Annotated in this window: 20 protein-coding genes; 10 read left to right on the forward strand and 10 right to left on the reverse strand. The window is 69.3% G+C overall.

Translation table 11 applies throughout. From position 1 onward, the window contains the following. Positions 1-46: 46 nt before the first annotated feature. Positions 47-1,495, forward strand: a complete 1,449-nt coding sequence (locus tag OVA30_RS05420; protein ID WP_056111347.1) for a YcjX family protein — start codon at positions 47-49, stop codon at positions 1,493-1,495. After that, positions 1,492-2,514, forward strand: coding sequence for a YcjF family protein (locus OVA30_RS05425; protein WP_268174837.1), 1,023 nt, complete (start codon positions 1,492-1,494; stop codon positions 2,512-2,514). The genes OVA30_RS05420 and OVA30_RS05425 overlap by 4 nt, the downstream gene beginning before the upstream one ends. 133 nt (positions 2,515-2,647) lie before the next feature. Here the strand turns inward: OVA30_RS05425 and OVA30_RS05430 are convergent, their stop codons facing one another. The 10 genes from OVA30_RS05430 to OVA30_RS05475 form a co-directional block, all read right to left on the reverse strand. After that, positions 2,648-3,034 carry a hypothetical protein gene (locus OVA30_RS05430; protein ID WP_003597654.1) on the reverse strand — a complete coding sequence of 129 codons (387 nt, stop codon included), beginning with the start codon at positions 3,032-3,034 and terminating at the stop codon, positions 2,648-2,650. Between the two features lie 220 nt (positions 3,035-3,254). Further along, entirely contained in the window at positions 3,255-3,806 is a 552-nt protein-coding gene (locus OVA30_RS05435) for an RBBP9/YdeN family alpha/beta hydrolase (protein ID WP_003597653.1), read from the reverse strand. Positions 3,807-3,876: 70 nt separating this feature from the next. Next, positions 3,877-5,145 (reverse strand): diaminopimelate decarboxylase, encoded by a 1,269-nt coding sequence (lysA, locus tag OVA30_RS05440; protein ID WP_268174838.1) that lies wholly within the window; start codon positions 5,143-5,145, stop codon positions 3,877-3,879. A gap of 203 nt (positions 5,146-5,348) precedes the next feature. After that, entirely contained in the window at positions 5,349-5,699 is a 351-nt protein-coding gene (locus tag OVA30_RS05445; protein WP_012253357.1) for a hypothetical protein, read from the reverse strand. Positions 5,700-5,851: 152 nt separating this feature from the next. Continuing rightward, positions 5,852-6,130 (reverse strand): hypothetical protein, encoded by a 279-nt coding sequence (locus OVA30_RS05450; protein WP_003597646.1) that lies wholly within the window; start codon positions 6,128-6,130, stop codon positions 5,852-5,854. Positions 6,131-6,320: 190 nt separating this feature from the next. Next, positions 6,321-7,028, reverse strand: coding sequence for a hypothetical protein (locus OVA30_RS05455; protein WP_082291286.1), 708 nt, complete (start codon positions 7,026-7,028; stop codon positions 6,321-6,323). A 224-nt stretch (positions 7,029-7,252) separates the two neighbouring features. Further along, positions 7,253-7,870: a DUF1134 domain-containing protein gene (locus OVA30_RS05460; RefSeq protein ID WP_268174840.1), complete on the reverse strand. Its 618-nt coding sequence runs from the start codon at positions 7,868-7,870 to the stop codon at positions 7,253-7,255. 354 nt (positions 7,871-8,224) lie between these two features. Next, complete coding sequence (locus tag OVA30_RS05465) at positions 8,225-8,875, reverse strand: ribonuclease HII (RefSeq protein ID WP_147016863.1); 651 nt, start codon at positions 8,873-8,875, stop codon at positions 8,225-8,227. Between the two features lie 127 nt (positions 8,876-9,002). After that, entirely contained in the window at positions 9,003-10,079 is a 1,077-nt protein-coding gene (locus OVA30_RS05470; RefSeq protein ID WP_268174841.1) for a glycosyltransferase family 4 protein, read from the reverse strand. A gap of 32 nt (positions 10,080-10,111) precedes the next feature. Continuing rightward, positions 10,112-10,924, reverse strand: coding sequence for a UDP-2,3-diacylglucosamine diphosphatase (locus tag OVA30_RS05475; RefSeq protein WP_238507060.1), 813 nt, complete (start codon positions 10,922-10,924; stop codon positions 10,112-10,114). Positions 10,925-11,586: 662 nt separating this feature from the next. Here OVA30_RS05475 and OVA30_RS05480 point away from each other — a divergent pair. From OVA30_RS05480 to OVA30_RS05515, 8 genes are all read left to right on the forward strand, one after another. Then, positions 11,587-12,795, forward strand: a complete 1,209-nt coding sequence (locus OVA30_RS05480; RefSeq protein WP_003597639.1) for an aminotransferase class V-fold PLP-dependent enzyme — start codon at positions 11,587-11,589, stop codon at positions 12,793-12,795. A gap of 267 nt (positions 12,796-13,062) precedes the next feature. Next, the gene (locus OVA30_RS05485) at positions 13,063-14,007 is read left to right on the forward strand and encodes a D-2-hydroxyacid dehydrogenase (RefSeq protein ID WP_003597638.1); all 945 of its coding nucleotides are present in this window, start codon (positions 13,063-13,065) and stop codon (positions 14,005-14,007) included. A gap of 143 nt (positions 14,008-14,150) precedes the next feature. Continuing rightward, the gene (locus tag OVA30_RS05490; RefSeq protein WP_003597637.1) at positions 14,151-15,017 is read left to right on the forward strand and encodes an NADP-dependent methylenetetrahydromethanopterin/methylenetetrahydrofolate dehydrogenase; all 867 of its coding nucleotides are present in this window, start codon (positions 14,151-14,153) and stop codon (positions 15,015-15,017) included. Between the two features lie 93 nt (positions 15,018-15,110). Beyond that, positions 15,111-15,737 (forward strand): methenyltetrahydrofolate cyclohydrolase, encoded by a 627-nt coding sequence (gene fchA / locus OVA30_RS05495; RefSeq protein WP_003597635.1) that lies wholly within the window; start codon positions 15,111-15,113, stop codon positions 15,735-15,737. A 549-nt stretch (positions 15,738-16,286) separates the two neighbouring features. Next, positions 16,287-17,459 (forward strand): malate--CoA ligase subunit beta, encoded by a 1,173-nt coding sequence (locus tag OVA30_RS05500; RefSeq protein ID WP_003597633.1) that lies wholly within the window; start codon positions 16,287-16,289, stop codon positions 17,457-17,459. Positions 17,460-17,481: 22 nt separating this feature from the next. Further along, positions 17,482-18,372, forward strand: coding sequence for a succinate--CoA ligase subunit alpha (sucD, locus tag OVA30_RS05505; protein ID WP_003597632.1), 891 nt, complete (start codon positions 17,482-17,484; stop codon positions 18,370-18,372). Positions 18,373-18,655: 283 nt separating this feature from the next. Further along, complete coding sequence (locus OVA30_RS05510; RefSeq protein ID WP_268174843.1) at positions 18,656-21,424, forward strand: phosphoenolpyruvate carboxylase; 2,769 nt, start codon at positions 18,656-18,658, stop codon at positions 21,422-21,424. A 187-nt stretch (positions 21,425-21,611) separates the two neighbouring features. Further along, positions 21,612-22,586 carry an HpcH/HpaI aldolase/citrate lyase family protein gene (locus tag OVA30_RS05515; RefSeq protein ID WP_003597628.1) on the forward strand — a complete coding sequence of 325 codons (975 nt, stop codon included), beginning with the start codon at positions 21,612-21,614 and terminating at the stop codon, positions 22,584-22,586. Positions 22,587-22,645: the final 59 nt, after the last annotated feature.

Genomic DNA, 22,645 nt, shown 5'->3' on the forward strand with positions numbered 1-22,645 from the left:
ACAGCCCGTCCCGCTTCCCCGCCGAAGCCTGCCGCCAGAGCCTGCCTTGCCGCCCCTCTTCGACTACGCCGCGCAAGCGGGCTCCGCGATCAAGGCCTTCGCCGAAGCCTCCAGCGATCTCCTGATCCAGCCGACGCTGAGGCTCGGCGTCACCGGTCTCGCCCGCTCCGGCAAGACGGTGTTCACCACCGCGCTGATCCACCATCTCGTGGAGGGCCACGCCCTGCCGGCCTTCGAGCCGGCGCAGGCGGGCCGGCTGCGCCGGGCACGGCTCGTGCCGCAACCCGACGACGACGTGCCGCGCTTCCCCTTCGAGGAGAACTTTTCCGCGCTCACCGAAGCCCGGCGCTGGCCGGGTTCGACTGACCGGATCAGCCAGCTCCGCCTGGAGATCGAGTACGAGCGCGCGGGCGGCTGGCGCTCGGGCCCGGGCACGCTGATGCTCGACGTGGTGGACTATCCCGGCGAATGGCTGCTCGACCTCGCTTTGGTCGATCAGAGCTACGTGGCGTGGTCGCGCGCGACCATCGCCGGCACCCGCCGGACGGGGCGGGCCGAGATCGCCGCGCCCTGGCTCGCGCTGATGCAGGAGCTCGACCCCGCGGCCCCCCTCGACGAGGTGCTGGCCGAGCGCGCCGCCAACGCCTTCAAGGCCTATCTCGGGGCGCTGCGCGCGGGGGCGGAATCGGTCGCCACCACGCCGCCGGGGCGCTTCCTAATGCCGGGCGATCTGGCCGGCTCGCCGATGCTGACCTTCGCGCCCCTCGACCGTCTGGCGGAAACCCAGGTGCCCGGCAGCCTCGGCGCCCTGATGGAGCGGCGCTTCGAGGCCTACAAGAGCAAGGTGGTGGAGCCGTTCTTCCGCGAGCATTTCCAGCGCGTCGATCGGCAGATCGTGCTGGTCGATGTGCTCTCGGCGGTCGATTCCGGTCCGGCAGCCCTCGCTGAACTGGAGGAGGCGCTGGACGCGGTGCTGCTCGCCTTCCGGATCGGGCGCAACAGCCTGCTCTCGCGCTTCTTCGCGCCGCGGGCCGAGCGGATCATGTTCGCCGCGACCAAGGCCGACCATCTCCACCAATCGAGCCACGACCGGCTCGACGCGCTGCTGCGCCTCCTCGTTTCGCGGGCGATGCGCCGCACCGAGGCTGCGGGCGCGCGGGTCGGCACCGTGGCGCTCGCCTCCGTCCGCGCCACCCGCGAGACCACAGTCCATGACGGCGGCGAAGTGCTCCGCGCGGTCTCCGGCACGCCGGAGGCGGGCGAGCATGTCGGCGACGAGATCTTCGACGGGCTGTCGGAGGCCGCGGTGTTTCCCGGCGAGTTGCCCGCCGACCCGCAGGCGGTGCTCGACGGCGCGGTTCCGGCGGGCTCGTTCCGCTTCCCTCGCTTCCGCCCGCCGCCGGTGAAGCCCGACGCGCTCGGCCGAGCGGGCCACCTGCCGCAAATCCGGCTCGACCGGGCCATGCAGTTCCTGATCGGGGACAAGCTGACGTGACCAACCCGCAGCGCCCGCGCGCCTTCCGCATCCCCACCGCAGACCCGCCTCCGCCGGAGGCCGCGACCGCCGAAGCCCCGCCGCGGCCCGAAGTGCGCCTCGTCGACGAGCCCTACGAGATCTTGGACGCCGCCGACGGCGTTGCCGTGCCGGTGGCGCCCAAGCGGCGGGCGCCGTGGCTGTCGATCCTGTTCAGCGCACTCGGCGGCCTCGTCACCATCGCCGTCGGGCTCTCGCTGGAACGGCTGATCGCCGACCTGTTCGCCACCGCGCCCTGGCTCGGCGGGGTCGCGCTCGCCCTTCTCGCCGTCGCCGTGATCGCGCTCACGGCGATCGTCGCCCGCGAGGCGCTCGGGGTCTGGCGCGAGCGCAAGATCGAGGCGTTGCGCGAGCGCGCATTGGCCGCCCTTACGACCCGCGACCACACCGCGGCGCAGGGCGTGGTGCAGGAGCTGCGCGGCTTCTACGCCGACCGGCCGGCGCTGGCAGGCGCCATCCGCCGGCTCGATGCGGTGGGCGACGCGATCCTCGACGTGGATGACCGGCTGGCTTTGGCCGAGGGCGAGTTGCTCTCGCCCCTCGACCGGCAGGCCAAGGCGGCCATCGCCCAGGCTGCGAGCCAGGTCTCGGCGGTCACGGCGCTCAGCCCACGGGCCATCGTCGATGTCGCCTTCGTGGTGTTCTCCGCCGCCCGGCTGCTGCGCCGGATCGCGGCGATCTACGGTGGGCGGCCGGGCCTGCTCGGATTCCTTCGGCTCGCCCGCGCCGCCTTCGCCCATCTCACCGTCACCGGCGGCATGGCGGTGGGAGAGGGCATGCTGCACCAGGTGCTCGGCCTCGGGCTCGCCGCCCGCGTCTCGGCCAAGCTCGGTGAGGGCGTGCTCAACGGCCTGATGACCGCGCGTTTCGGCCTCGCGGCGGTGGCCGTCTGCCGGCCTCTACCCTTCGTCCGCGTCAGCCCACCTACGGTCAACGACGTCGCCGGCCAGCTTTTCCGGACTAGCGAACCAAAGGAATAACGCGATTCCCAAGGGATGATCCCCGAAGGGATCATCCCTTGGGCGGGGACCGGGGCAGCGCCCCGAAAGCAAGAAGCTCCCAGGCTGGGCGGCCTGGGAGCTTCTTTTCGTTACGGCTGAGTGAGTGCGGCGATCAGCAGTCGTCGCCGCCCTTCTTCTCGCCGAGCTTCTGGTCATGGCCGGCGGCGTTCATCGCGCCAACCGTGCCCGGGGCGGCCGGCTGGTCGCCGCCGGCGGTGTTCTTGGCCGAGCTGGTCTGGTCCGAGCCCGGCTTGTTGCCGACGCCCTGACCGGCGCCGACATTGTTCATCGCGCCGACGGTGCCGGGCGAAGCCGGCTGCTGGCCACCCGCGAGGTTCTTCGAACCCGCATCGGCGCCGCTGCCGGTGCTGCTGTTGGCAGCAGCGGAATCTCCGGGGGCCTTGGCGTTGGTGCTGCCCGTGTTGCACGGAGCGGCGAGCGCAGAGCCGGCGATGAAGGCGAAAGCGGTGGCGGTAGCGATGGTCTTCGTGAGCGTCACGATGGCGTCCCTCCGAAATTATCCGACCGACACTGCCGGCCGGTCTGCCCGGAGAAAGCAATTGAGGAAATTTAAGTTCCCGATTCGCCCCGGATCGAAGAAACTTTTTAGAACTGCATTCCCATCCGTTTGCCCATGCATCGGCCCCTGCATTTGACGCAAAATCGGGCAACCCCCTGGTCGGCAATACCCTATTCGGCTCCCCGGCGGATCGGCCCGACTAAAGCGGCGCGAGAAAGCCGGCCAGCCGCATCAGGCCCTCCGGCCAGGGCCCGTGCCCGCTCGCGACGTTGATGTGGCCGGCCTCGCCCGCATCCACCAGCGCTGAGCCCCAGGCATAGGCGTAGTCCTCCGCCCGCTCGTAGGTGCAGTGCGGGTCGGTGCGGCTCGCCACCAGCAGCGACGGGAAGGGCAGCGGATCGCGCGGTACCGGCGCGAAGGCGCGCACGCTCTCGGGCAGGTCGGCCCCCGCCTCGATGTCGGGGAAGGCCACCAGCAGGGCCCCGCGCACGACGCCTTCGGGGAAGCGCGGCGCGGCCTCCACCGCCGCGACCACGCCGAGGCTGTGGGCGATGAGGATCACGGGCCGGGTCGCCGCCGCCACCGCCTCCGCGACGCGGGCACGCCACGCCTCCGGGTCGGGCCGGTGCCAGTCATCCTGCGCGACGATGCGCGCGGTCTTGAGCCGGGCCGCCCAGCGCGCCTGCCAGTGCTCCTCCTCGGAGCCGGCATAGCCCGGCAGGATCAGGATGTCGCAATCGGCAGTCTTCATCGTCAGTGTTCTCGGACGGGCGGCGTCCTCACGCAACGGGCGGCGGGCCACACGGGCTCCGCCGGGAGCGTCACGCGAGCCAGTCGGGCAGGCGGTCGAGGCGGATCAGGTCGTCGTAGCTCGGGCGCGGGCGCACCACGGCCGAGCGGTCGCCGGTCACGAGCACTTCGGGCACGAGGCGGCGGCTGTTGTAGGTGCAGGCCTGGACCGCACCGTAGGCGCCCGCGCTCATCACCGCGATGAGGTCGCCCGGCGCCACCATCGGCATCTCGCGCCCAAGCGCGAGATAGTCGCCGCTCTCGCAGACCGGGCCGACCACGTCCGCCGTCAGCCGGGGCGTGTCGGGCGCGGGCTCGCGCACCGGGCGCAGAGCGTGGAAGGCCTCGTAGAGCGTCGGGCGGATCAGATCGTTCATCGCTCCGTCGACGATGACGAAGGTCTTCTCGTCCGTCGGCTTCACGTAGATCACGCGGGTGACGAGGATGCCGGCATTGCCGGCGATCATCCGCCCGATCTCGAAGACGGGGCGCAGGCCGAGCGGCTTGAAATGCGGGCGCAGGATCGCGGCCAGAGCCGCCGGATCGGGCGGGGGCGCGTTGTCGTCGCGATAGGGGATGCCGAGGCCGCCGCCGAAATCGACGTGGTGCAGCCGGTGCCCGTCGGCGAGCAGATCGCGGGCCAGCTCGCAGAGCAGGCGCGCGGCATTATCGAACGGGGTCAGGTCGGTGATCTGGCTGCCGATATGCGCGTCGACGCCGACGATCTCCAGGCCGGGCAGCCGGGCGGCCCCGGCATAGACCGTGCGGGCGCGGGAGATCGGGATGCCGAACTTGTTGTCGGACTTGCCGGTCGAGATCTTGGCATGCGTCAGCGCATCGACATCCGGGTTCACGCGGATCGAGACCGGCGCCTTGCGCCCGCGCGCGACGGCGACCTCGGATAGGGCGGCGAGTTCCGGCTCGCTCTCAACGTTGAAGCAGAGGATGTTCGCGTCGAGCGCCGCAGCCATTTCCTCGCGGGTCTTACCGACGCCGGAGAACACGATGCGCTCGCCCGGCACGCCCGCAGCGAGCGCCCGGCGCAATTCGCCCTCGGAGACGATGTCCATGCCCGCACCCTGGTGCGCGAGGGTGGCGAGCACCGCCTGGTTCGAGTTCGCCTTCATGGCAAAGCACACCAGCGCATCGTCGCCCGCGAAGGCCTCGGCGAAGACGCGGTAGTGCCGTTCCAGAGTCGCGGTGCTGTAGCAGTAGAACGGTGTGCCGACCTCCTCGGCCAGCGCGGTCAGATCGACGTCCTCGGCATGGAGGCGCCCGTCCCGGTAGTGGAAATGGTGCATGTCAGGAGAATCCGCCGCCGCGCCCGCCGGATGAGGGATCGGCGCATCCGAATGCCCCCACGCGCGGTGCGCTGTCTACGTGTCTCTCGCAAAACTCCCGCTTCACCGGCATGCCCGGAGGTGAGGACCGATAGCGGAGGTTTTGTGAGGCCTTCCCCTCGAACCGGAGACCGGCCTCGGTACGGGCGCGCTCCGGCGGCCCGCTACAGAAGCGGATCGAGGATGAACGGCTCTTTCGGGATCCGGTAGCCGCGCTTGGATCCGCGGGAGGTCGTGACCGGAACGCCGTCGCCGCCCGCGGGGATCGCCGCGGCGCTCAGTTCGTCGCCCGCCTGCACGGCTTCCGGATCGGGGGCCGCGCCGCGATCACCCACGGAGACCGTGCTGCCCGGCAGGCTCCGCGCCGAGGCGGGAACGCCGGGCCGCGTCCCCGGAGCGGTCTCGGAGAGGGCCGCACCCGGCGGCTCCAGGCTGCCGCGCCGGCCACAGGCCGTGCAGGCCAGGGTGAGGCCGAGCGCGATCAGGATCGAGAGGCGGGCGGAAGGGGCGGGCATCGGTGTTTCCGGCGGTCTTTCCCGGCTGGGCGGTGCGAGCTTAGCCGTTGGAGCCTCGCCCCGAAAGGTGGGCCGCGGCGTCTCGGGCGGGACGAGGCGCGCGCGACATGGATGCGCGGCGCGCCCGCTTCCGCCGGGCCCCCGCGCGGTCGTCAGCTCTTCTTGTTGCCGCGCTGCGAATCCTTCGGCGGCGCGTAGGCGTCGATCGCCCGGCGGCAGTTTTCGGAGAGCTTGGCCCAGTTGGTCTTGAAGCACTGATCGGTGGCCGGATCGTCCGGGTCGAGGTTGCCGCAATAGCTGAGGTAATCGCCGGTGCAGTACTTCTTGAGCGTCTCGTTGCCGCGCTTCGACTGCTGCGCCTGTGCCGGAGCAGCCAACACGGCGACCGCACCCGTGAGGGCGAGAACCAAGGGCGTCAGCTTCAAAGCCATGATGTTCGCTCGATCGCGGTTCGTGGGAAGAGATTCGTGAGAGGAGATCCGGGCGCGATGATGCCCCCGCTTGTTCGAAACAAGGCGGGTCCGGGGCAAACGCAAGATGGTTCGGTGCTTACGGGCTCGTACGGGACGGGGCAAGAGATGCTGGCAGAGTAGGCCCTCGGCCGACGCCGCTCGGTGCGTTTCAGCTCTCAGCGAGCGCGGGAGACGCGGCCGGAAAGGCTCCGGCCTGGGGCAAGCGATCCTGGGGCAGACGGTCGTGCCGCGCCAAGGCGTCGGCGACCTCGCTGATGCGGCGGCGCAGCTCGGCGGTGTCGTCGCTCCCGCGTGCGGCCAGCGCCGCCTGAGCTGCCTTCAATTCCGCGCGCAGCGCCTCGATCTCGGCCGCCGTGGAGACAGGCCCGACGGTCTCGCCCTCGGCGCCCGATGGTGCGGTCGCGGCCTGCATCCGGCGCGTCGCCTTGAGATCGTCGAGGATCGCGCGGTGGGCCTCTTCCAGGGCATGCAGGGTGGCGAGCCCCGTCTCACCCTCGGCCCGCGCCGAGGCAAGGTCGCGGTCGAGCCCGGCGATGCGTTCGAGGGCGCGTGCCACCTCGGCCTCGCTGCGGATCCGGGCGGCGACCGCAGCCTCGGTCTCCATGGTGCGGGTCCCGATGGCGGCCATGTCGGCGTGGCGCCGGGCGGCGATCGCCTCGGCCTTCCGCTCCAGCCGCCGCTGCACGACGGCGAACTCCGCGCGCAGATGGTCGCGCTCGGCCACGACCTCGGACACGCTCACCGGCAGGGTCGCCTCGATCCGCCGTCGGGCGAGACGGCTCGCGCGGGCGCTCACGGTCGGCAGGATCGTCAGGGCGCACAGGCTCGCCAGGAGGAAGCCGAGCCCGAAGATCATCACGGTCTCGATCACGAAGGGGCCCTCACGCCGCCTCGGCCGGGCAGGTCCGGCCGCTGCGTCTTTTGCCCGTCTTGCCCGCGCGGAGGCAAGCGCCGTGTCTTCCCTCCGGCCTTAAGCGTCGGCGATCGCACCCGCGGGCGCTTGTCGCAGAGGGCCCCCAGCCCGCCCTCTCCGGGCGATTGCGCGGCGTCAGGCGGTGGCCGGAATCGTTCGTGAAACGGTCAGAACGGGTTCCAGGTCGGGCGGCCGGTGAATTTCAGGTAGCCGATATTGATGCCGAGCCGGGCGCCGACGCCGGAGCGGATCGGCACCACGATGATGCCGCCGTCGGTCACCGCCGTCATGCCGAAGCCGCCGATGAAGTAGGCCGAGCCGTCGACACCGCCGAAGCGGCGGTAGAGGTCGCGCACGGCGGGCAGGTTGTAGACGAGCATCATGGTGCGCGCGCCGTCGCCGCCGACATCGAAGCCGAGCGTCGGCCCCTGCCAGTAGATCCGGCGCTGCCCGGCATTGCGGGTATAGAGCGTGCCCTCGCCGAAGCGCAGGCCGCCGACGATGGCGCCGGACGCCTCCTGTCCGAGGATGTAGCCGTTGGGCTCGCCCCAGCGCCGGGTCGCCTCCTCGACGGTCAGCGCGAGGCCGCGGGACACGCTGCCGAAGAAGCGGTGCCCGTTCTCGACCACCTCGGCGGCGCGGAACGAGTCCGGGCGCACGCCGTCGTCCTGATAGGCCAGAGCGGGGGCGGCCCCGGCCAGGAGGCCGCCGGACAGCCCGGCCGAGAGGCCGAGCAGGGCGGCGCGGCGGGTCGTGCCCCCCGTTCGGATGGGATCGTGCGGCATGTCGGTCTCCCTACCGGCTCCCTTGCCCGCCCCTATGCCCGCCCGGGCTGGCCCGGCGCGCAGGCGCTTCCCTCGGTGGAAGCGGCATCGGATCGAGGCACGCAGGGAGCGCGCAGTCTCGAGATCGATCAAGTCAAGTTTGGGTTAACGGGCGGTTAAGCGGGCGGGTCATGCGGATGATAGGAGAAGCCCGATCCGGTCCCACGGCTCGCGCCAAAGGGGACAGGGGATCGTCGCGAGGGCTTCCGAGAATCCGACTCGGCTAACCGTCGGCTTCCGAGTTTCCCTGGACGGCCGTGGCTGCGGGGGAGAGGGGGACTCGACGGCACCGGCGAGGATCCCACCGGCAACCCGTCACGCATCCGGGATGCCCCGCGCGGCCTCGAACCGTCCCGTGAAGCTGAGCCTGTGGTGCGGGCTGCGGCCTTGCGCTGTGAGGCCGGCGAGGTGGGCGGCGGTGCCGTAGCCGGCATTGCGCTCCCAGGCATAGGCCGGGTGGCGCGGGGCGAGCCGACGCATGATCTCATCGCGAAACGTCTTGGCGACAATGGAGGCGGCGGCGATCTGCGGCACGAGGCGGTCGCCGCCGATCACCGCGCGGCAGCCCTGCGTCAGGCCGGGAATCGGATCGCGCCCGTCCACCAGCACGGTCGCGTCGAGCCCGAGGCCCAGGACCGCCCGGCGCATGGCGTCGAGGGTCGCGCCGCGCACGTTCACCCGGTCCACCAGCGCCCGCGAGCCCGCCGCGAGCGAAACCCGCGCATGCGCCCGGATCAGCGGGGTCAGCGCCTCGCGCGCGGCACGGTCGAGGCGCTTGCTGTCGTCGAGCCGGGCCAGGATCTCCGGCGGGAAGGCGACGGGGTCGAACCACACGGCCGCCACCATCACCGGACCGCACAGGGCACCGCGCCCGACCTCGTCGCAGCCGATCACCGCCGGATAGGTGGCGGCAAGCGCAGGATCGAACGGGCGCGGGGCTTTGACGGATTTTGCTCGAGGGGCCATGGCGCGGACCCTGGCATCCCCGCGCTCCCCCGTCATCCCGGGGCGGGTCAAAACCCCGCGGACAAGGGGGCGACCCGACCATGAGTCCGGCGATATCCGATCGATCCCGCCGGATTACCGGCCTCGCTCAGCCGGGGCGCGGCAGCGGGGCGCTGCTCGGATGGCGGGCGGAGCGCTGAACCGATCCGAGCGCGTGGGCGGTTGCGATGTTGTCGTAGAACTGGCGCGCGCTCTCGGCCCAGGTGTAGCGCATCGCCTCCGCCCGGCAGCGCTCCCGCGGGATCGTGAGCGCGGCGAGTGCCGCCGCGCGCAGATCCGCATCGAGGGCGCCCGCGCCGGTGCCGCCGATCACATCGAGGGGGCCGGTCACGGGATAGGCCGCCACTGGCAGGCCCGAGGCGAGCGCTTCGAGCAGCACGATGCCGAAGGTGTCGGTCAGGCTCGGGAACACGAAGGCGTCGGCACGCGCATAGACCCGCGCCAGCGCCTCGCCGGTCAGCGCGCCGAGGAAGTGCGCGTCCGGCGCCAGCGCCTGGAGCCGCGCCCGGTCCGGCCCGTCGCCGACCACGACCTTGGAGCCCGGCAGATCGAGGCTGAGAAAGGCGGCAAGGTTCTTCTCGACCGCGAGCCGGCCGACCGAGAGGAAGATCGGCCGCGGCAGATCGGGAAACGGATTCGCCCCGTCGTCGCTGTCACGGGGGCGGAAGAGGTCGGTGTCGACGCCGCGCGTCCAACGCATCAGGTGGGTGAAGCCGCGCCCCGCCAGCTCCCGTTCCAGGGAGGGCGTGCTGACCATGGTGCCGCTCGCTGCGGCGTGGAAGCGGCGCAGCCACGCATAGCTCCAGGCCTCCGGCACCGGCGCGCGGGCGGCGAGATATTCGGGAAAGCGGGTGTGGTAGCTCGTGGTGAAGGCCTGCCCCCGCGACAGGCAGGCGGCGCGCACTGCGTGGCCGATCGGCCCTTCCGTGGCGATGTGCACATGGGTCGGCGCGAGTCGCTCCCAGCGCGACAGCACCCGGCCGCGGGTGACCAGCGAGAGCCGGATCTCGCGGTAGCCCGGCATCGGCAGGGAGGGGAAGTCGGCCGGCGTCAGCATCAGCGGCTCGACGCCGAGGCCGGCGGCAGCCTCGGCCATGCGCTCGACGGAGCGCACCACACCGTTGACCTGCGGGTGCCACGCATCGGTGGCGAGCAGCAGCCTCATGCGGGCCTCGTCTGTCCGTGAGGGGCGGGGCTCTAGGCGACGGCGCGGCGGATCTCGGGCTCGAAGGTCTCGGCCCCGCGGCGCTCGCGCAGCAGGGTCGGGTAGTGCAGCACCTCCATGCGGCCGTCGTAATGCTCGACGATGCCGGTGCAGGATTCCACCCAATCGCCGGTGTTGAGGTAGATCAGCCCCTCGACCTCGCGGTGGGCCGCATGGTGGATGTGGCCGCAGATCACCCCGTCCGCGCCCTGGCGCCGGGCTTCCGTGGCGAGGAAGGTCTCGAACTGCCCGATGAAGTTGACCGCGTTCTTCACCTTGAGCTTTGCCCAGGCCGAGAGCGACCAGTAGGCGAGGCCGAGGCGGCGGCGTATCCGGTTGACCACGGTGTTGACCGCGAGCGCCGTGGTGTAGGCCCAGTCGCCCAGATGCGCGAGCCACTTGGAGTGGCGCACCACCATGTCGAACTGGTCGCCGTGGATGACGAGGTAGCGCTTGCCGTCGGCCGCGACGTGGATCCGGCTGTCGGCGATCTCGATGCCGCCGAAGGTCATGCCGATATAGTCGCGCAGGAACTCGTCGTGGTTGCCGGGCACGTAGACGACATGCGCCCCTTTCCGCACCTTGCGCAGCAGCTTCTGCACCACGTCGTTATGCGCCTGCGGCCAGTACCAGCCCGAGCGGAGCTGCCAGCCGTCGACGATGTCGCCCACGAGGTAGATCGTGTCGGCATCGACGTCGCGCAGGAAGTCGAGCAACAGGGCCGCTTGGCAACCCTTGGTGCCGAGATGCAGATCGGACAGGAAGAGCGTCCGAACGCGGATGGTCGATTCCGGATCCTGTGACACTGGCGCCCTCGGCTCTTCACAACCGCACCGCGACGGGGAAGAGCCAAATCGCATTCCGATCTCAGTTTGATGACGGCGGGGTGCATCGTTCTGCCCCGCTTCGGCGCTGCGGGCGGTCTCCCCGGTTTCCGGCACCGCGCCCGCCCATGGCTCGCCGCAGACCCTGCCCGCGGCCGGTGCATACGAAAATCTTTTTGTTTTTCAGTTCAGTTTTTTCCGTTTTCCATTCCCCGGCGGGGGAGGCATAACGGCAGCCAAGGTCATCCGCCGCGCGTGCCCCGGCATGCGCAGCAGCACCCGGCAGAGGTGTGGGAATGGCCGCGATGGATGGGAGCGCTGGACACGCAGCAGGAGCGCGCTTGAATGCGGCGCCGGGCTGACGCATCGAGGGTTCGGTCCTTTGGAGGCGACCGGCGCGGCTGCACGCGCCGCGACGCGGGCGGCATGATGGCCGCTTCGCCGCTCCGGGACGGTCAACGATCCGACATCGCAGAGGTACGGTCCCGGTCGGCGGAAGGCCTGTTGCGCGCGGCTTTGCGCTGGGACCGGCGGTGGGACTGAACGACGTTTCGCGGCGGGCTTGCGCTCGCCATCAGGATCGGGCGGGATCGCGGCCGCGAAGGGCCGCTCTGCCCAGAACGACTTAATTGGAGGAAATTCTCATGGCGGCAACGAGACGTCCGGGACGCAACCACCTGTTCGTTCCCGGCCCGACCAACATCCCGGACCGGGTGATGCGCGCCATGATGGTGCAGTCCGAGGATCACCGCTCGGTCGATTTCCCGTCGCTGACGAAGCCGCTGTTCGAGGACACCAAGAAGGTGTTCGGCTCGACCGAAGGCACGATCTTCCTGTTCCCGGCCTCCGGCACGGGCATCTGGGAATCGGCGCTGTCCAACACGCTCGCCCGCGGCGACAAGGTGCTGGCCGCCCGCTTCGGCCAGTTCAGCCATCTCTGGATCGACATGGCCCAGCGCCTCGGCCTGGACGTCGTCGTCCAGGAGGAGGAGTGGGGCACCGGCGCCAAGCCCGAGAAGATCGAGGAGGCCCTGCGCGCCGACAAGAACCATGAGATCAAGGCCGTCATGGTGGTCCATAACGAGACCGCGACCGGCGTGACCTCCAACATCGGCGCCGTGCGCAAGGCGATCGACGCCGCCGGCCACCCGGCCCTGCTGTTCGTCGACGGCGTGTCCTCCATCGGCTCGCTGCCCTTCAAGGCCGACGAGTGGAAGGTCGACTGCGCCATCGCCGGCTCCCAGAAGGGCCTGATGCTGCCCGCCGGCCTCGGCGTGATCTGCGTCAGCCAGAAGGCGCTCAAGGCCGCCGAGGGCCAGTCCGGCCGCAACGACCGGCTCGCCCGCGTCTACTTCGACTGGGAAGACCAGAAGAAGCAGAACCCGACCGGCTACTTCCCCTACACCCCGCCGCTGCCGCTGCTCTACGGCCTGCGCGAGGCGCTCGCCTGCCTGTTCGAGGAAGGCCTGGAGAACGTCTACCACCGCCACGCCGTGCTCGGTGAGGCGACCCGTCAGGCCGTCGCAGCCTGGGGCCTGAAGACCTGCGCCAAGTCGCCGGAGTGGAACTCCGACACCGTCACCGCCATCCTGGCGCCCGAGGGTGTGGACGCGGCCAAGATCATCAAGCACGCCTATGTGCGCTACAACCTCGCGCTCGGCGCCGGCCTGTCCCAGGTCGCGGGCAAGGTGTTCCGCATCGGCCATGTCGGCGACCTGAACGAACTCTCGCTGCTCGGCGCCATCGCCGGTGCCGAGATGTCGCTCATCGACAACGGCGTGAAGGTGACCCCCGGTTCGGGTGTTGCCGCCGCTTCCAGCTACCTGCGCGAGAACCCGCTCGCCAAGGCCTGATCTTGGGGGCTCATTCTTTGGCCTGATTTTTGGGGGCGACGCCGGTTCCAACGGCGCCGCTTCCGCTACATGAGAAAGGCGCCCCGTAGAACGTCCGGCTTGCCGGCGTTCCGCGGGAGACGCTTCGAGACAGGTGAGGAAACGGGGCCGGCGTCGGTGCCTCATGAAACTCCCGGTCACCGACCGTTCTCGCTCCGGCGACGACGGGGCGGCAGGGGGTTTGTGAGCGACACGATTGCCCGCCGGTCGATCCGGAAGGGGTCCAGAATGACAAAGAAAGTCGTCTTCCTCGATCGCGAGTCGCTCGACGCGACCGTGCGCGAATTCAACTTCCCGCACGAGTACAAGGAATACGAGTCGACCTGGACGCCGGAGGAGATCGTCGAGCGCCTTCAGGGCGCCGAGATCGCGATGATCAACAAGGTGCCGATGCGCGCCGACACGCTGAAGCAGCTTCCCGATCTGAAGCTGATCGCGGTGGCTGCCACCGGCACGGACGTCGTCGACAAGGCTGCGGCCAAGGCGCAGGGCATCACGGTCGTCAACATCCGCAACTACGCCTTCAACACCGTGCCCGAGCACGTGGTCGGCCTGATGTTCGCCCTGCGCCGGGCGATCGTGCCTTACGCCAACTCGGTGCGCCGGGGCGATTGGAACAAGTCGAAGCAATTCTGCTACTTCGATTACCCGATCTACGACATCGCCGGCTCGACGCTCGGCATCATCGGCTACGGCGCGCTCGGCAAGTCGATCGCCAAGCGGGCCGAGGCCCTCGGCATGAAGGTGCTCGCCTTCGACGTGTTCCCGCAGGACGGGCTCGTGGATCTCGAGACGATCCTGACCCAGTCCGACGTCATCACGCTGCACGTGCCGCTGACCCCCGACACCAAGAACATGATCGGGGCCGAGCAGCTCAAGAAGATGAAGCGGTCCGCGATCCTCATCAACACCGCCCGCGGCGGGCTGGTGGACGAGGCGGCCCTGCTCCAGGCGCTCAAGGACGGCACCATCGGCGGCGCCGGCTTCGACGTCGTGGCCCAGGAGCCCCCGAAGGACGGCAACATCCTCTGCGACGCCGACCTGCCGAACCTAATCGTCACCCCGCACGTGGCCTGGGCGAGCAAGGAGGCGATGCAGATCCTCGCCGACCAGCTCGTGGACAACGTCGAGGCCTTCGTCGCGGGCAAGCCGCAGAACGTCGTCGAGGCGTAAGAAACGCACCGGCCTCGGAGTGGGGCCGCGTTACGAAAAGACTCTCGAGGGCGACCGGGACCGGAAGGCCCCGGACGCATCCTCCATGCAGACGCACCGCGTGATCCGTCACCGCGGTCCATGAACAACCGGCCAGAGGAATCATGTCCAAGAAGCTGCTCTTCCAGTTCGACACCGATGCCACGCCGAGCGTCTTCGACGTCGTCGTCGGCTACGACGGCGGTGCCGACCACATCACCGGCTACGGCAACGTCACGCCCGACAACGTCGGCGCCTATGTCGACGGCACGATCTACACCCGCGGCGGCAAGGAGAAGCAGTCGACGGCGATCTTCGTCGGCGGCGGCGACATGGCGGCCGGCGAGCGGGTGTTCGAGGCGGTGAAGAAGCGCTTCTTCGGCCCGTTCCGCGTGTCCTGCATGCTGGATTCGAACGGCTCCAACACGACCGCCGCGGCGGGCGTGGCGCTCGTCGTCAAGGCGGCGGGCGGCTCGGTCAAGGGCAAGAAGGCCGTCGTGCTCGCGGGCACCGGCCCGGTCGGCATGCGCTCGGCGGCGCTGCTCGCCGGCGAGGGCGCCGAGGTCGTGCTGTGCGGGCGCAAGCTCGACAAGGCGCAGGCCGCGGCCGATTCCGTGAACAAGCGCTTCAAGGTGAACGTCACCGCGGCCGAGACCGCGGACGACGCTTCGCGCGCCGAGGCCGTGAAGGGCGCCCATTTCGTCTTCACCGCCGGTGCGATCGGCCTTGAACTGCTGCCGCAGGCAGCCTGGCAGAACGAGAGTTCGATCGAGATCGTGGCCGACTACAACGCCCAGCCGCCGCTCGGCATCGGCGGGATCGATGCGACCGACAAAGGCAAGGAATACGGCGGAAAGCGCGCCTTCGGTGCGCTCGGCATCGGCGGCTTGAAGCTCAAGCTGCACCGCGCCTGCATCGCCAAGCTGTTCGAGTCGAGCGAAGGCGTCTTCGACGCCGAGGAGATCTACAAGCTGGCCAAGGAAATGGCCTGACGGCTCACGGCCCAAAGGGTCACAGCTCAATGGGCGGCGCCGGCCTTCGGCGCCGCCCCAGCGAATCAACAAGAACTGACAGGGGAGGGACCCATGGCCGGCAACGAGACGATCGAAACATTCCTCGACGGCCTGGCGAGCTCGGCCCCGACCCCCGGCGGCGGCGGTGCCGCCGCGATCTCCGGCGCCATGGGCGCGGCGCTGGTCTCGATGGTGTGCAACCTCACCATCGGCAAGAAGAAGTATGTCGAGGTCGAGGCCGACCTGAAGCAGGTGCTGGAGAAGTCGGAAGGCCTGCGCCGCACGCTCACCGGCATGATCGCCGACGACGTCGAGGCTTTCGACGCGGTGATGGGCGCCTACGGGCTGCCGAAGAACACCGACGAAGAGAAGGCCGCCCGCGCCGCCAAGATTCAAGAGGCGCTCAAGACCGCGACCGACGTGCCGCTCGCCTGCTGCCGCGTCTGCCGCGAGGTGATCGACCTGGCCGAGATCGTCGCCGAGAAGGGCAATCTCAACGTCATCTCGGATGCCGGCGTCGCCGTGCTCTCGGCCTATGCCGGCCTGCGCTCGGCGGCCCTCAACGTCTACGTCAACGCCAAGGGCCTCGACGACCGCGCCTTCGCCGAGGAGCGGCTCAAGGAGCTGGAAGGCCTGCTGGCCGAGGCGGGCGCGCTCAACGAGCGGATCTACGAGACCGTGAAGTCCAAGGTGAACTGAGACCTTCGCGCCGCCCGCCGTCGGCGCGAGCGGACGCGAAGCCATTCCCGAGCGCGACTGTTCCGGACGGGGCGAGCCTTGCATTGCTGCGGCTCCGCCTCGCAAAGGCGGGGAGCGGATGGCTGTCGTCCCACCCTCTCCCCCATCCTGAGGTGCCGCGAAGCGGCCTCGAAGGATCGTCCAGAGATCGCGCGGCCGGCTGGAGGATCCTTCGAGGCCTCCGCTCCGCTCCGGCACCTCAGGATGAGGAGGCGGATCGGACGAGCGTTGCTATGCTCCGTCCCCGCACCGGACGATTCGCAGTTGAGAAGCCCGCTCGAGCGCATTCCGACGAAGTGGTCACCGGTTCGTCGAACGAATGCGCGCCAAAACAAAGACCGAGAGGCGCCGGCCTGATGCAATCAGGTTGGATACGGCTCTAAGTCACTGACGGGCAAGCAAACTGAAGCACTACAAAAGAAAAAATTGAGAGCTGACCCGCTTCCCGAAAAGTAATTTTTCCGCGAAGGTCGGCCCAACAAAAACGACGGAAACGCGAAGGAGGTCTCGATGGACGTTCACGAGTACCAAGCCAAGGAGCTGCTCGCGAGCTTCGGGGTCGCCGTCCCGAAGGGCGCCGTGGCTTTCAGCCCGGATCAAGCGGTCTATGCGGCGACCGAGCTCGGCGGCTCGTTCTGGGCGGTGAAGGCCCAGATCCATGCCGGCGCCCGCGGCAAAGCGGGCGGGATCAAGCTCTGCCGCACCTATAACGAAGTGCGCGACGCCGCCCGCGACCTGCTGGGAAAGCGCCTCGTGACGCTCCAGACCGGCCCCGAGGGCAAGCCGGTGCAGCGCGTCTACGTCGAGACCGCCGACCCGTTCGAGCGCGAACTCTATCTCGGCTACGTCCTCGATCGGAAGGCCGAGCGCGTCCGTGTCATCGCCTCCCAGCGCGGCGGCATGGATATCGAAGAGATCGCCGCCAAGGAGCCCGAGGCGCTGATCCAGGTCGTGGTCGAGCCGGCCGTCGGCCTGCAGCAGTTCCAGGCCCGCGAGATCGCGTTCCAGCTCGGCCTCAACATCAAGCAGGTCTCGGCCGCGGTGAAGACCATCATGAACGCCTACCGGGCGTTCCGCGACTGCGACGGCACCATGCTGGAGATCAACCCGCTCGTCGTCACCAAGGACGACCGGGTTCTGGCGCTCGACGCGAAGATGTCCTTCGACGACAACGCCCTGTTCCGCCGCCGCAACATCGCGGACATGCACGACCCGTCGCAGGGCGATCCCCGCGAGGCCCAGGCTGCCGAGCACAATCTCAGCTATATCGGCCTTGAGGGCGAAATCGGCTGCATCGTCAACGGCGCGGGTCTGGCCATGGCGACCATGGACATGATCAAGCACGCGGGCGGCGAGCCGGCAAACTTCCTGGATGTGGGCGGCGGCGCCAGCCCGGATCGCGTCGCCACGGCCTTCCGCCTCGTCCTCTCGGACCGCAATGTGAAGGCGATCCTCGTCAACATCTTCGCCGGCATCAACCGCTGCGACTGGGTCGCGGAGGGCGTGGTCAAGGCCGCGCGCGAGGTGAAGATCGACGTGCCGCTGATCGTGCGGCTCGCCGGCACGAACGTCGATGAAGGCAAGAAGATCCTCGCCGAGAGCGGGCTCGACCTCATCACCGCCGACACCCTTACGGAAGCCGCGCGCAAGGCTGTCGAAGCCTGCCACGGCGCCAAGCACTGACGAACGGGGGAGGAATCACGCCATGAGCATTCTCATCGACGAGAAGACCCCGATCCTGGTCCAGGGCATCACGGGCGACAAGGGCACCTTCCACGCCAAGGAAATGATCGCCTACGGCTCCAACGTCGTCGGCGGCGTCACCCCGGGCAAGGGCGGCAAGACCCATTGCGGCGTGCCGGTGTTCAACACCGTCAAAGAGGCCGTGGAGGCGACCGGCGCCACCACCTCGATCACCTTCGTGGCGCCCCCCTTCGCGGCGGACGCGATCATGGAGGCGGCCGATGCCGGCCTCAAGCTCGTCTGCTCGATCACCGATGGCATCCCCGCTCAGGACATGATGCGGGTGAAGCGCTACCTCCGGCGCTATCCGAAGGAGAAGCGCACGATGGTGGTGGGCCCGAACTGCGCGGGCATCATCTCGCCCGGCAAGTCGATGCTCGGCATCATGCCAGGCCACATCTACCTGCCCGGCAAGGTCGGCGTGATCTCCCGCTCCGGAACCCTCGGCTACGAGGCCGCCGCGCAGATGAAGGAGCTCGGCATCGGCATCTCGACCTCCGTCGGCATCGGCGGCGATCCGATCAACGGCTCCTCCTTCCTCGACCACCTCGCTCTGTTCGAGCAGGACCCGGAGACGGAAGCCGTGCTGATGATCGGTGAGATCGGCGGTCCGCAGGAGGCCGAGGCCTCGGCCTGGATCAAGGAGAACTTTTCCAAGCCCGTGATCGGCTTCGTGGCGGGCCTGACTGCCCCCAAGGGCCGCCGCATGGGGCATGCCGGCGCGATCATCTCGGCGACCGGCGACAGCGCCGCGGAGAAGGCCGAGATCATGCGCTCCTACGGCCTGACCGTGGCGCCCGATCCGGGCTCCTTCGGCAGCACCGTGGCCGACGTGCTCGCCCGCGCGGCCTGAGGCACTCTCCGTCGGCGGCGCTTCTCCTATCCGACGCCTCACCCTGAGGTGCCGCGACGCGGCCTCGAAGGGTCCTCCAGATCGCGTGCGATTCCTGGAAGATCCTTCGAGGCTTCCGCTTCGCTCCAGCACCTCACGATGAGGGTGAGGGTTGGGGCAAACGAGCACGAGGTCTCCATTCCGGCCTGCGGGGAGGAAGCGCCCCGACGATCGAATCCATCTGCCCGCCCGAAGGCATCAGCCTGCGGAACTCCGAAAAGAGAACCTCGCCAGGGGGGATCCCATGACCAAGACGCTGCACGCCCGGCCGTCAGCCGCGACCGACACGACCTTCGCGCCGCCGGTCATCACCGGCACGGCCACCGAGGACGCCCTCGAGATTCTGTTTCACGCCCTGCTCGACGTGGCCCGCCGCCACGATCCCGAGCTGGAGGACGTGCTGCATGGCCGCGCCGACATCTCCTCCTTCACGCCGGAGATGCTGGCGCGCGCGCTTCAGGTGCAGGGCATCTGGTTCCAGCTCGTCTCGATCGCCGAGCAGAACGCGGCCATGCGCCGCCGTCGCCACGTCGAGCGCGACCAGGGCCGCGAGGCGCTGAACGGCTCCTTCGCCAAGGTTCTGGCCGAGGCCTCCGCCCGGGGCATCGGCCCGCAGCAGATCCACACGCTGCTCAAGGATCTGCGCATCCGCCCGACCATCACCGCGCATCCCACCGAGGGCAAGCGCGTCACGGTGCTGGAGAAGCTGCGCCGGATCTACCTCGTGCTGCGTGAGCTGGAGCTGCCGCGCTGGACCGAGCGCGAGCGCAACGGCCTGATGAACGAGCTGCGTGACCAGATCGAGCTGATCTGGATGACGGGCGAGCTGCATCTGGAGAAGGCCACCGTCGAGCGCGAGGTCGCCTGGGGCCTGCACTTCTTCGACGAGACCCTGTTCGAGATGCTGCCCGAGATGCTGCTCTCGCTCGAAGAGAGCCTCGCGCAGTACTATCCCGACGAAACCTTCGAGGTGCCGCCGTTCTTCCAGTTCGGAAGCTGGATCGGCGGCGACCGCGACGGCAACCCCTACGTCACCGCGAGTGTGACCCGCGAGACGCTTCAGCGCAACGCGCTGGCGTCGCTCCGCCGCTACCGCGACGGCATCACCCATCTCGGCCGGGTGCTCTCGATCACCGAGCGCTCGCTGCCGGTGCCCGAGACCTTCCGCAGCGAACTCGCGCACATGCTGGCCGAGTCCGGCGACGCGCGCGCCATCGCCAACCGCAATCCCGGCGAGGCCTATCGCCAGTTCCTCTCCTGCGTGCTGCGCAAGCTCGAGGCGACGATCGCCCGCAACAAGGGCGCCCGCTCGGTCGGGCCGGATTATCCGAGCGCCGACGGGCTCATCAACGATCTGCGCACCCTGGAGAAGGGGCTGGCCGACGCCAAATGCGGCGCGCTCGCCACCGACATCGTGCGGCCCGTGCGGCGGATGGTCGAGATCTTCCGCTTCTCCACCGTGCGGCTCGATCTGCGCGAGAATTCGACCCGCACCACCAAGACGCTGCACGCGCTGTGGAAGCTGCGCAACGGCGACCGCGAGCCGCCGGCGCTGGATTCGCCGGCCTGGAAGGATTGGCTGCTCACCGAGCTGGCTAGGCCGCGCACGCCCGAAACCTCGTTCGAGGATTTCGCCGACCGTCTGCCCGACGACGCGCGCGAGACGCTCGCCACCTTCGCGCTGGTCGGCGAGATGCGCGACACCCTCGACCGCGAGGCTTTCGGCGCCTTCATCCTGTCGATGACGCGCTCCACCGTCGACGTGCTCGGCGCCTACCTTCTGGCCAAGGAGGCCGGCATCTTCCTCGACACGACCGGCACCGAGATCTGCCCGCTGCCGATCGTGCCGCTGTTCGAGACCATCGACGACCTGCGCGCCGCCCCGGCGATCATGAAGGAACTGCTCGGCATCCCCGTGGTGCGCCGCTCCACCCGCTGGCAGGGCGGGGTGCAGGAAGTGATGATCGGCTACTCCGATTCCAACAAGGACGGCGGCTTCATCGCCTCGAACTGGGAACTCTACAAGGCGCAGGTGCGGCTGACCACGCTCGGCAACCATCTCGGCGTGCCGATCGCCTTCTTCCACGGCCGCGGCGGTTCGGTGAGCCGCGGCGGCGTCCCGACCCATCGCGGCATCGCCGCCCAGCCGCCGGGCTCGATCCAGGGCCGCTTCCGCATCACCGAGCAGGGCGAGGTCGTCTCGTTCAAATACGCCAACCGCGGCACCGCCGCCTACCAGATGGAGCTGCTGGCGGCCTCGGTGTTCGAGCACGCCCTGCTCTCGGAGGGCAACGGCAACGGCTCGCGCGCCGAATTCGACGACGCGCTGGAGGCGCTGTCGGGCGCCTCGCGGGCGGCCTATGTCAACCTGCTCCAGGCCGAGGGCCTCGTCGATTACTTCCAGGCGGCGAGCCCGCTCGACGAGATCTCGCTGCTCAATATCGGCTCGCGCCCGGCCCGGCGCTTCGGCGCCAAGTCGCTCTCGGATCTGCGCGCGATCCCCTGGGTGTTCGCGTGGTCGCAGAACCGGCACGTCATCACCGGTTGGTACGGCGTCGGCTCGGGGCTGAAGAGCTTCATCGACGTGCGCGGCGAGGCGGGCGAAGCCCTGCTGAGGCGCCTGTTCCGGGATTGCCGAGTGTTCCGCCTCGTCCTCGACGAGGTCGAGAAGACGCTGCTGATGGTCGATCTCGAGATCGCCCGCGACTATGCCGGCCTCGTCGAGGACGCGGGCATCCGCGCGCGCATCTTCGGGTTGATCGAGGCGGAATACGCGCTGACGCGGGAGATGGTGCTGCGGGTGTCGGGCGACAGCGAACTCGCCCAGCGCTTCCCGCAATTCAGCGAACGCCTGCGCGGGCGGCTGCCGACCATCAATCAGGTCAGCCGCGAGCAGGTCGAGCTGCTGCGCCGCTACCGCAGCGAGACCGACGAGGACAAGCGCGAGGCGGTGAAGTCCGCGCTGCTGCTGTCGATCAACTGCATCGCCGTCGGCTTCGGCGCGACTGGATAATGCATACAATCTCGGCGACGTGTTCCGGGACCGGCTGGACGGCCGGCTCGGACGCGCGAGATAGAACATCGTCCCGAAAGGTGGCCGCCGGCTTTCGGAAAAGGACGATGCTTTTCAAGTGCGGCACGCGACTCCCACGCGTGACCGCGCGCACGACAAGACGGTCTCACAGAACGGAGGATTTCCGATGAGCTTCACCCTGATCCAGCAGGCCACCCCGCGCCTGCACCGCTCGGAACTCGCGGTTCCCGGCTCCAACCCGACCTTCATGGAGAAGTCGGCCGCCTCGAAGGCCGACGTGATCTTCCTCGACCTCGAGGACGCGGTTGCGCCCGACGACAAGGAGCAGGCCCGCAAGAACATCATCCAGGCCCTCAATGACCTGGATTGGGGCAACAAGACCATGATGATCCGCATCAACGGTCTCGACACCCACTACATGTACCGCGACGTGGTGGACATCGTGGAGGCCTGCCCGCGCCTCGACATGATCCTGATCCCCAAGGTCGGCGTGCCGGCCGACGTCTACGCCATCGACGTGCTGACGACGCAGATCGAGCAGGCCAAGAAGCGCGAGAAAAAGATCGGCTTCGAAGTGCTGATCGAGACCGCGCTCGGCATGGCCAATGTCGAGGCGATCGCGACCTCGTCCAAGCGCCTTGAGGCGATGTCCTTCGGTGTCGCCGACTACGCCGCCTCCACCCGCGCCCGCTCCACCGTGATCGGCGGCGTCAATGCCGATTACAGCGTGCTCACCGACAAGGACGAGGCCGGCAACCGCCAGACTCACTGGCAGGATCCGTGGCTGTTCGCCCAGAACCGGATGCTGGTCGCCTGCCGCGCCTACGGCCTGCGCCCGATCGACGGTCCCTTCGGCGACTTCTCCGATCCGGACGGCTACACCTCGGCCGCTCGCCGCTGCGCCGCGCTCGGCTTCGAGGGCAAGTGGGCGATCCACCCCTCGCAGATCGATCTGGCCAACGAGGTCTTCACCCCCTCCGAGGCCGAGGTCACCAAGGCCCGCCGCATCCTGGAAGCCATGGAAGAGGCCGCCAAGGCCGGCCGCGGCGCCGTCTCGCTCGACGGCCGCCTCATCGACATCGCCTCGATCCGCATGGCCGAGGCGCTGATCCAGAAGGCCGACGCGATGGGCGGGAAGTAATCGCCTTCGATCGGTAGAACGGAAAATGGCCGGGTTCGCCCGGCCATTTTCTTTTGGGG

The sequence above is a fragment of the Methylorubrum sp. SL192 genome, assembly GCF_026672325.1.
In the GTDB taxonomy this organism is placed as follows: domain Bacteria; phylum Pseudomonadota; class Alphaproteobacteria; order Rhizobiales; family Beijerinckiaceae; genus Methylobacterium; species Methylobacterium extorquens.

What these genes read in the sequence shown, in the direction of transcription:
- OVA30_RS05490 (WP_003597637.1), top strand. Translation starts at nt 14,151, where the DNA reads ATGTCCAAGAAGCTGCTCTTCCAGTTCGACACCGATGCCACGCCGAGC.
- OVA30_RS05470 (WP_268174841.1), bottom strand. Translation starts at nt 10,079, where the DNA reads ATGAGGCTGCTGCTCGCCACCGATGCGTGGCACCCGCAGGTCAACGGT.
- OVA30_RS05450 (WP_003597646.1), bottom strand. Translation starts at nt 6,130, where the DNA reads ATGGCTTTGAAGCTGACGCCCTTGGTTCTCGCCCTCACGGGTGCGGTC.
- lysA (WP_268174838.1), bottom strand. Translation starts at nt 5,145, where the DNA reads ATGCACCATTTCCACTACCGGGACGGGCGCCTCCATGCCGAGGACGTC.
- OVA30_RS05435 (WP_003597653.1), bottom strand. Translation starts at nt 3,806, where the DNA reads ATGAAGACTGCCGATTGCGACATCCTGATCCTGCCGGGCTATGCCGGC.
- OVA30_RS05480 (WP_003597639.1), top strand. Translation starts at nt 11,587, where the DNA reads ATGGCGGCAACGAGACGTCCGGGACGCAACCACCTGTTCGTTCCCGGC.
- OVA30_RS05445 (WP_012253357.1), bottom strand. Translation starts at nt 5,699, where the DNA reads ATGCCCGCCCCTTCCGCCCGCCTCTCGATCCTGATCGCGCTCGGCCTC.
- OVA30_RS05510 (WP_268174843.1), top strand. Translation starts at nt 18,656, where the DNA reads ATGACCAAGACGCTGCACGCCCGGCCGTCAGCCGCGACCGACACGACC.
- OVA30_RS05500 (WP_003597633.1), top strand. Translation starts at nt 16,287, where the DNA reads ATGGACGTTCACGAGTACCAAGCCAAGGAGCTGCTCGCGAGCTTCGGG.
- OVA30_RS05485 (WP_003597638.1), top strand. Translation starts at nt 13,063, where the DNA reads ATGACAAAGAAAGTCGTCTTCCTCGATCGCGAGTCGCTCGACGCGACC.
- OVA30_RS05460 (WP_268174840.1), bottom strand. Translation starts at nt 7,870, where the DNA reads ATGCCGCACGATCCCATCCGAACGGGGGGCACGACCCGCCGCGCCGCC.
- OVA30_RS05515 (WP_003597628.1), top strand. Translation starts at nt 21,612, where the DNA reads ATGAGCTTCACCCTGATCCAGCAGGCCACCCCGCGCCTGCACCGCTCG.
- OVA30_RS05455 (WP_082291286.1), bottom strand. Translation starts at nt 7,028, where the DNA reads ATGATCTTCGGGCTCGGCTTCCTCCTGGCGAGCCTGTGCGCCCTGACG.
- OVA30_RS05465 (WP_147016863.1), bottom strand. Translation starts at nt 8,875, where the DNA reads ATGGCCCCTCGAGCAAAATCCGTCAAAGCCCCGCGCCCGTTCGATCCT.
- sucD (WP_003597632.1), top strand. Translation starts at nt 17,482, where the DNA reads ATGAGCATTCTCATCGACGAGAAGACCCCGATCCTGGTCCAGGGCATC.
- fchA (WP_003597635.1), top strand. Translation starts at nt 15,111, where the DNA reads ATGGCCGGCAACGAGACGATCGAAACATTCCTCGACGGCCTGGCGAGC.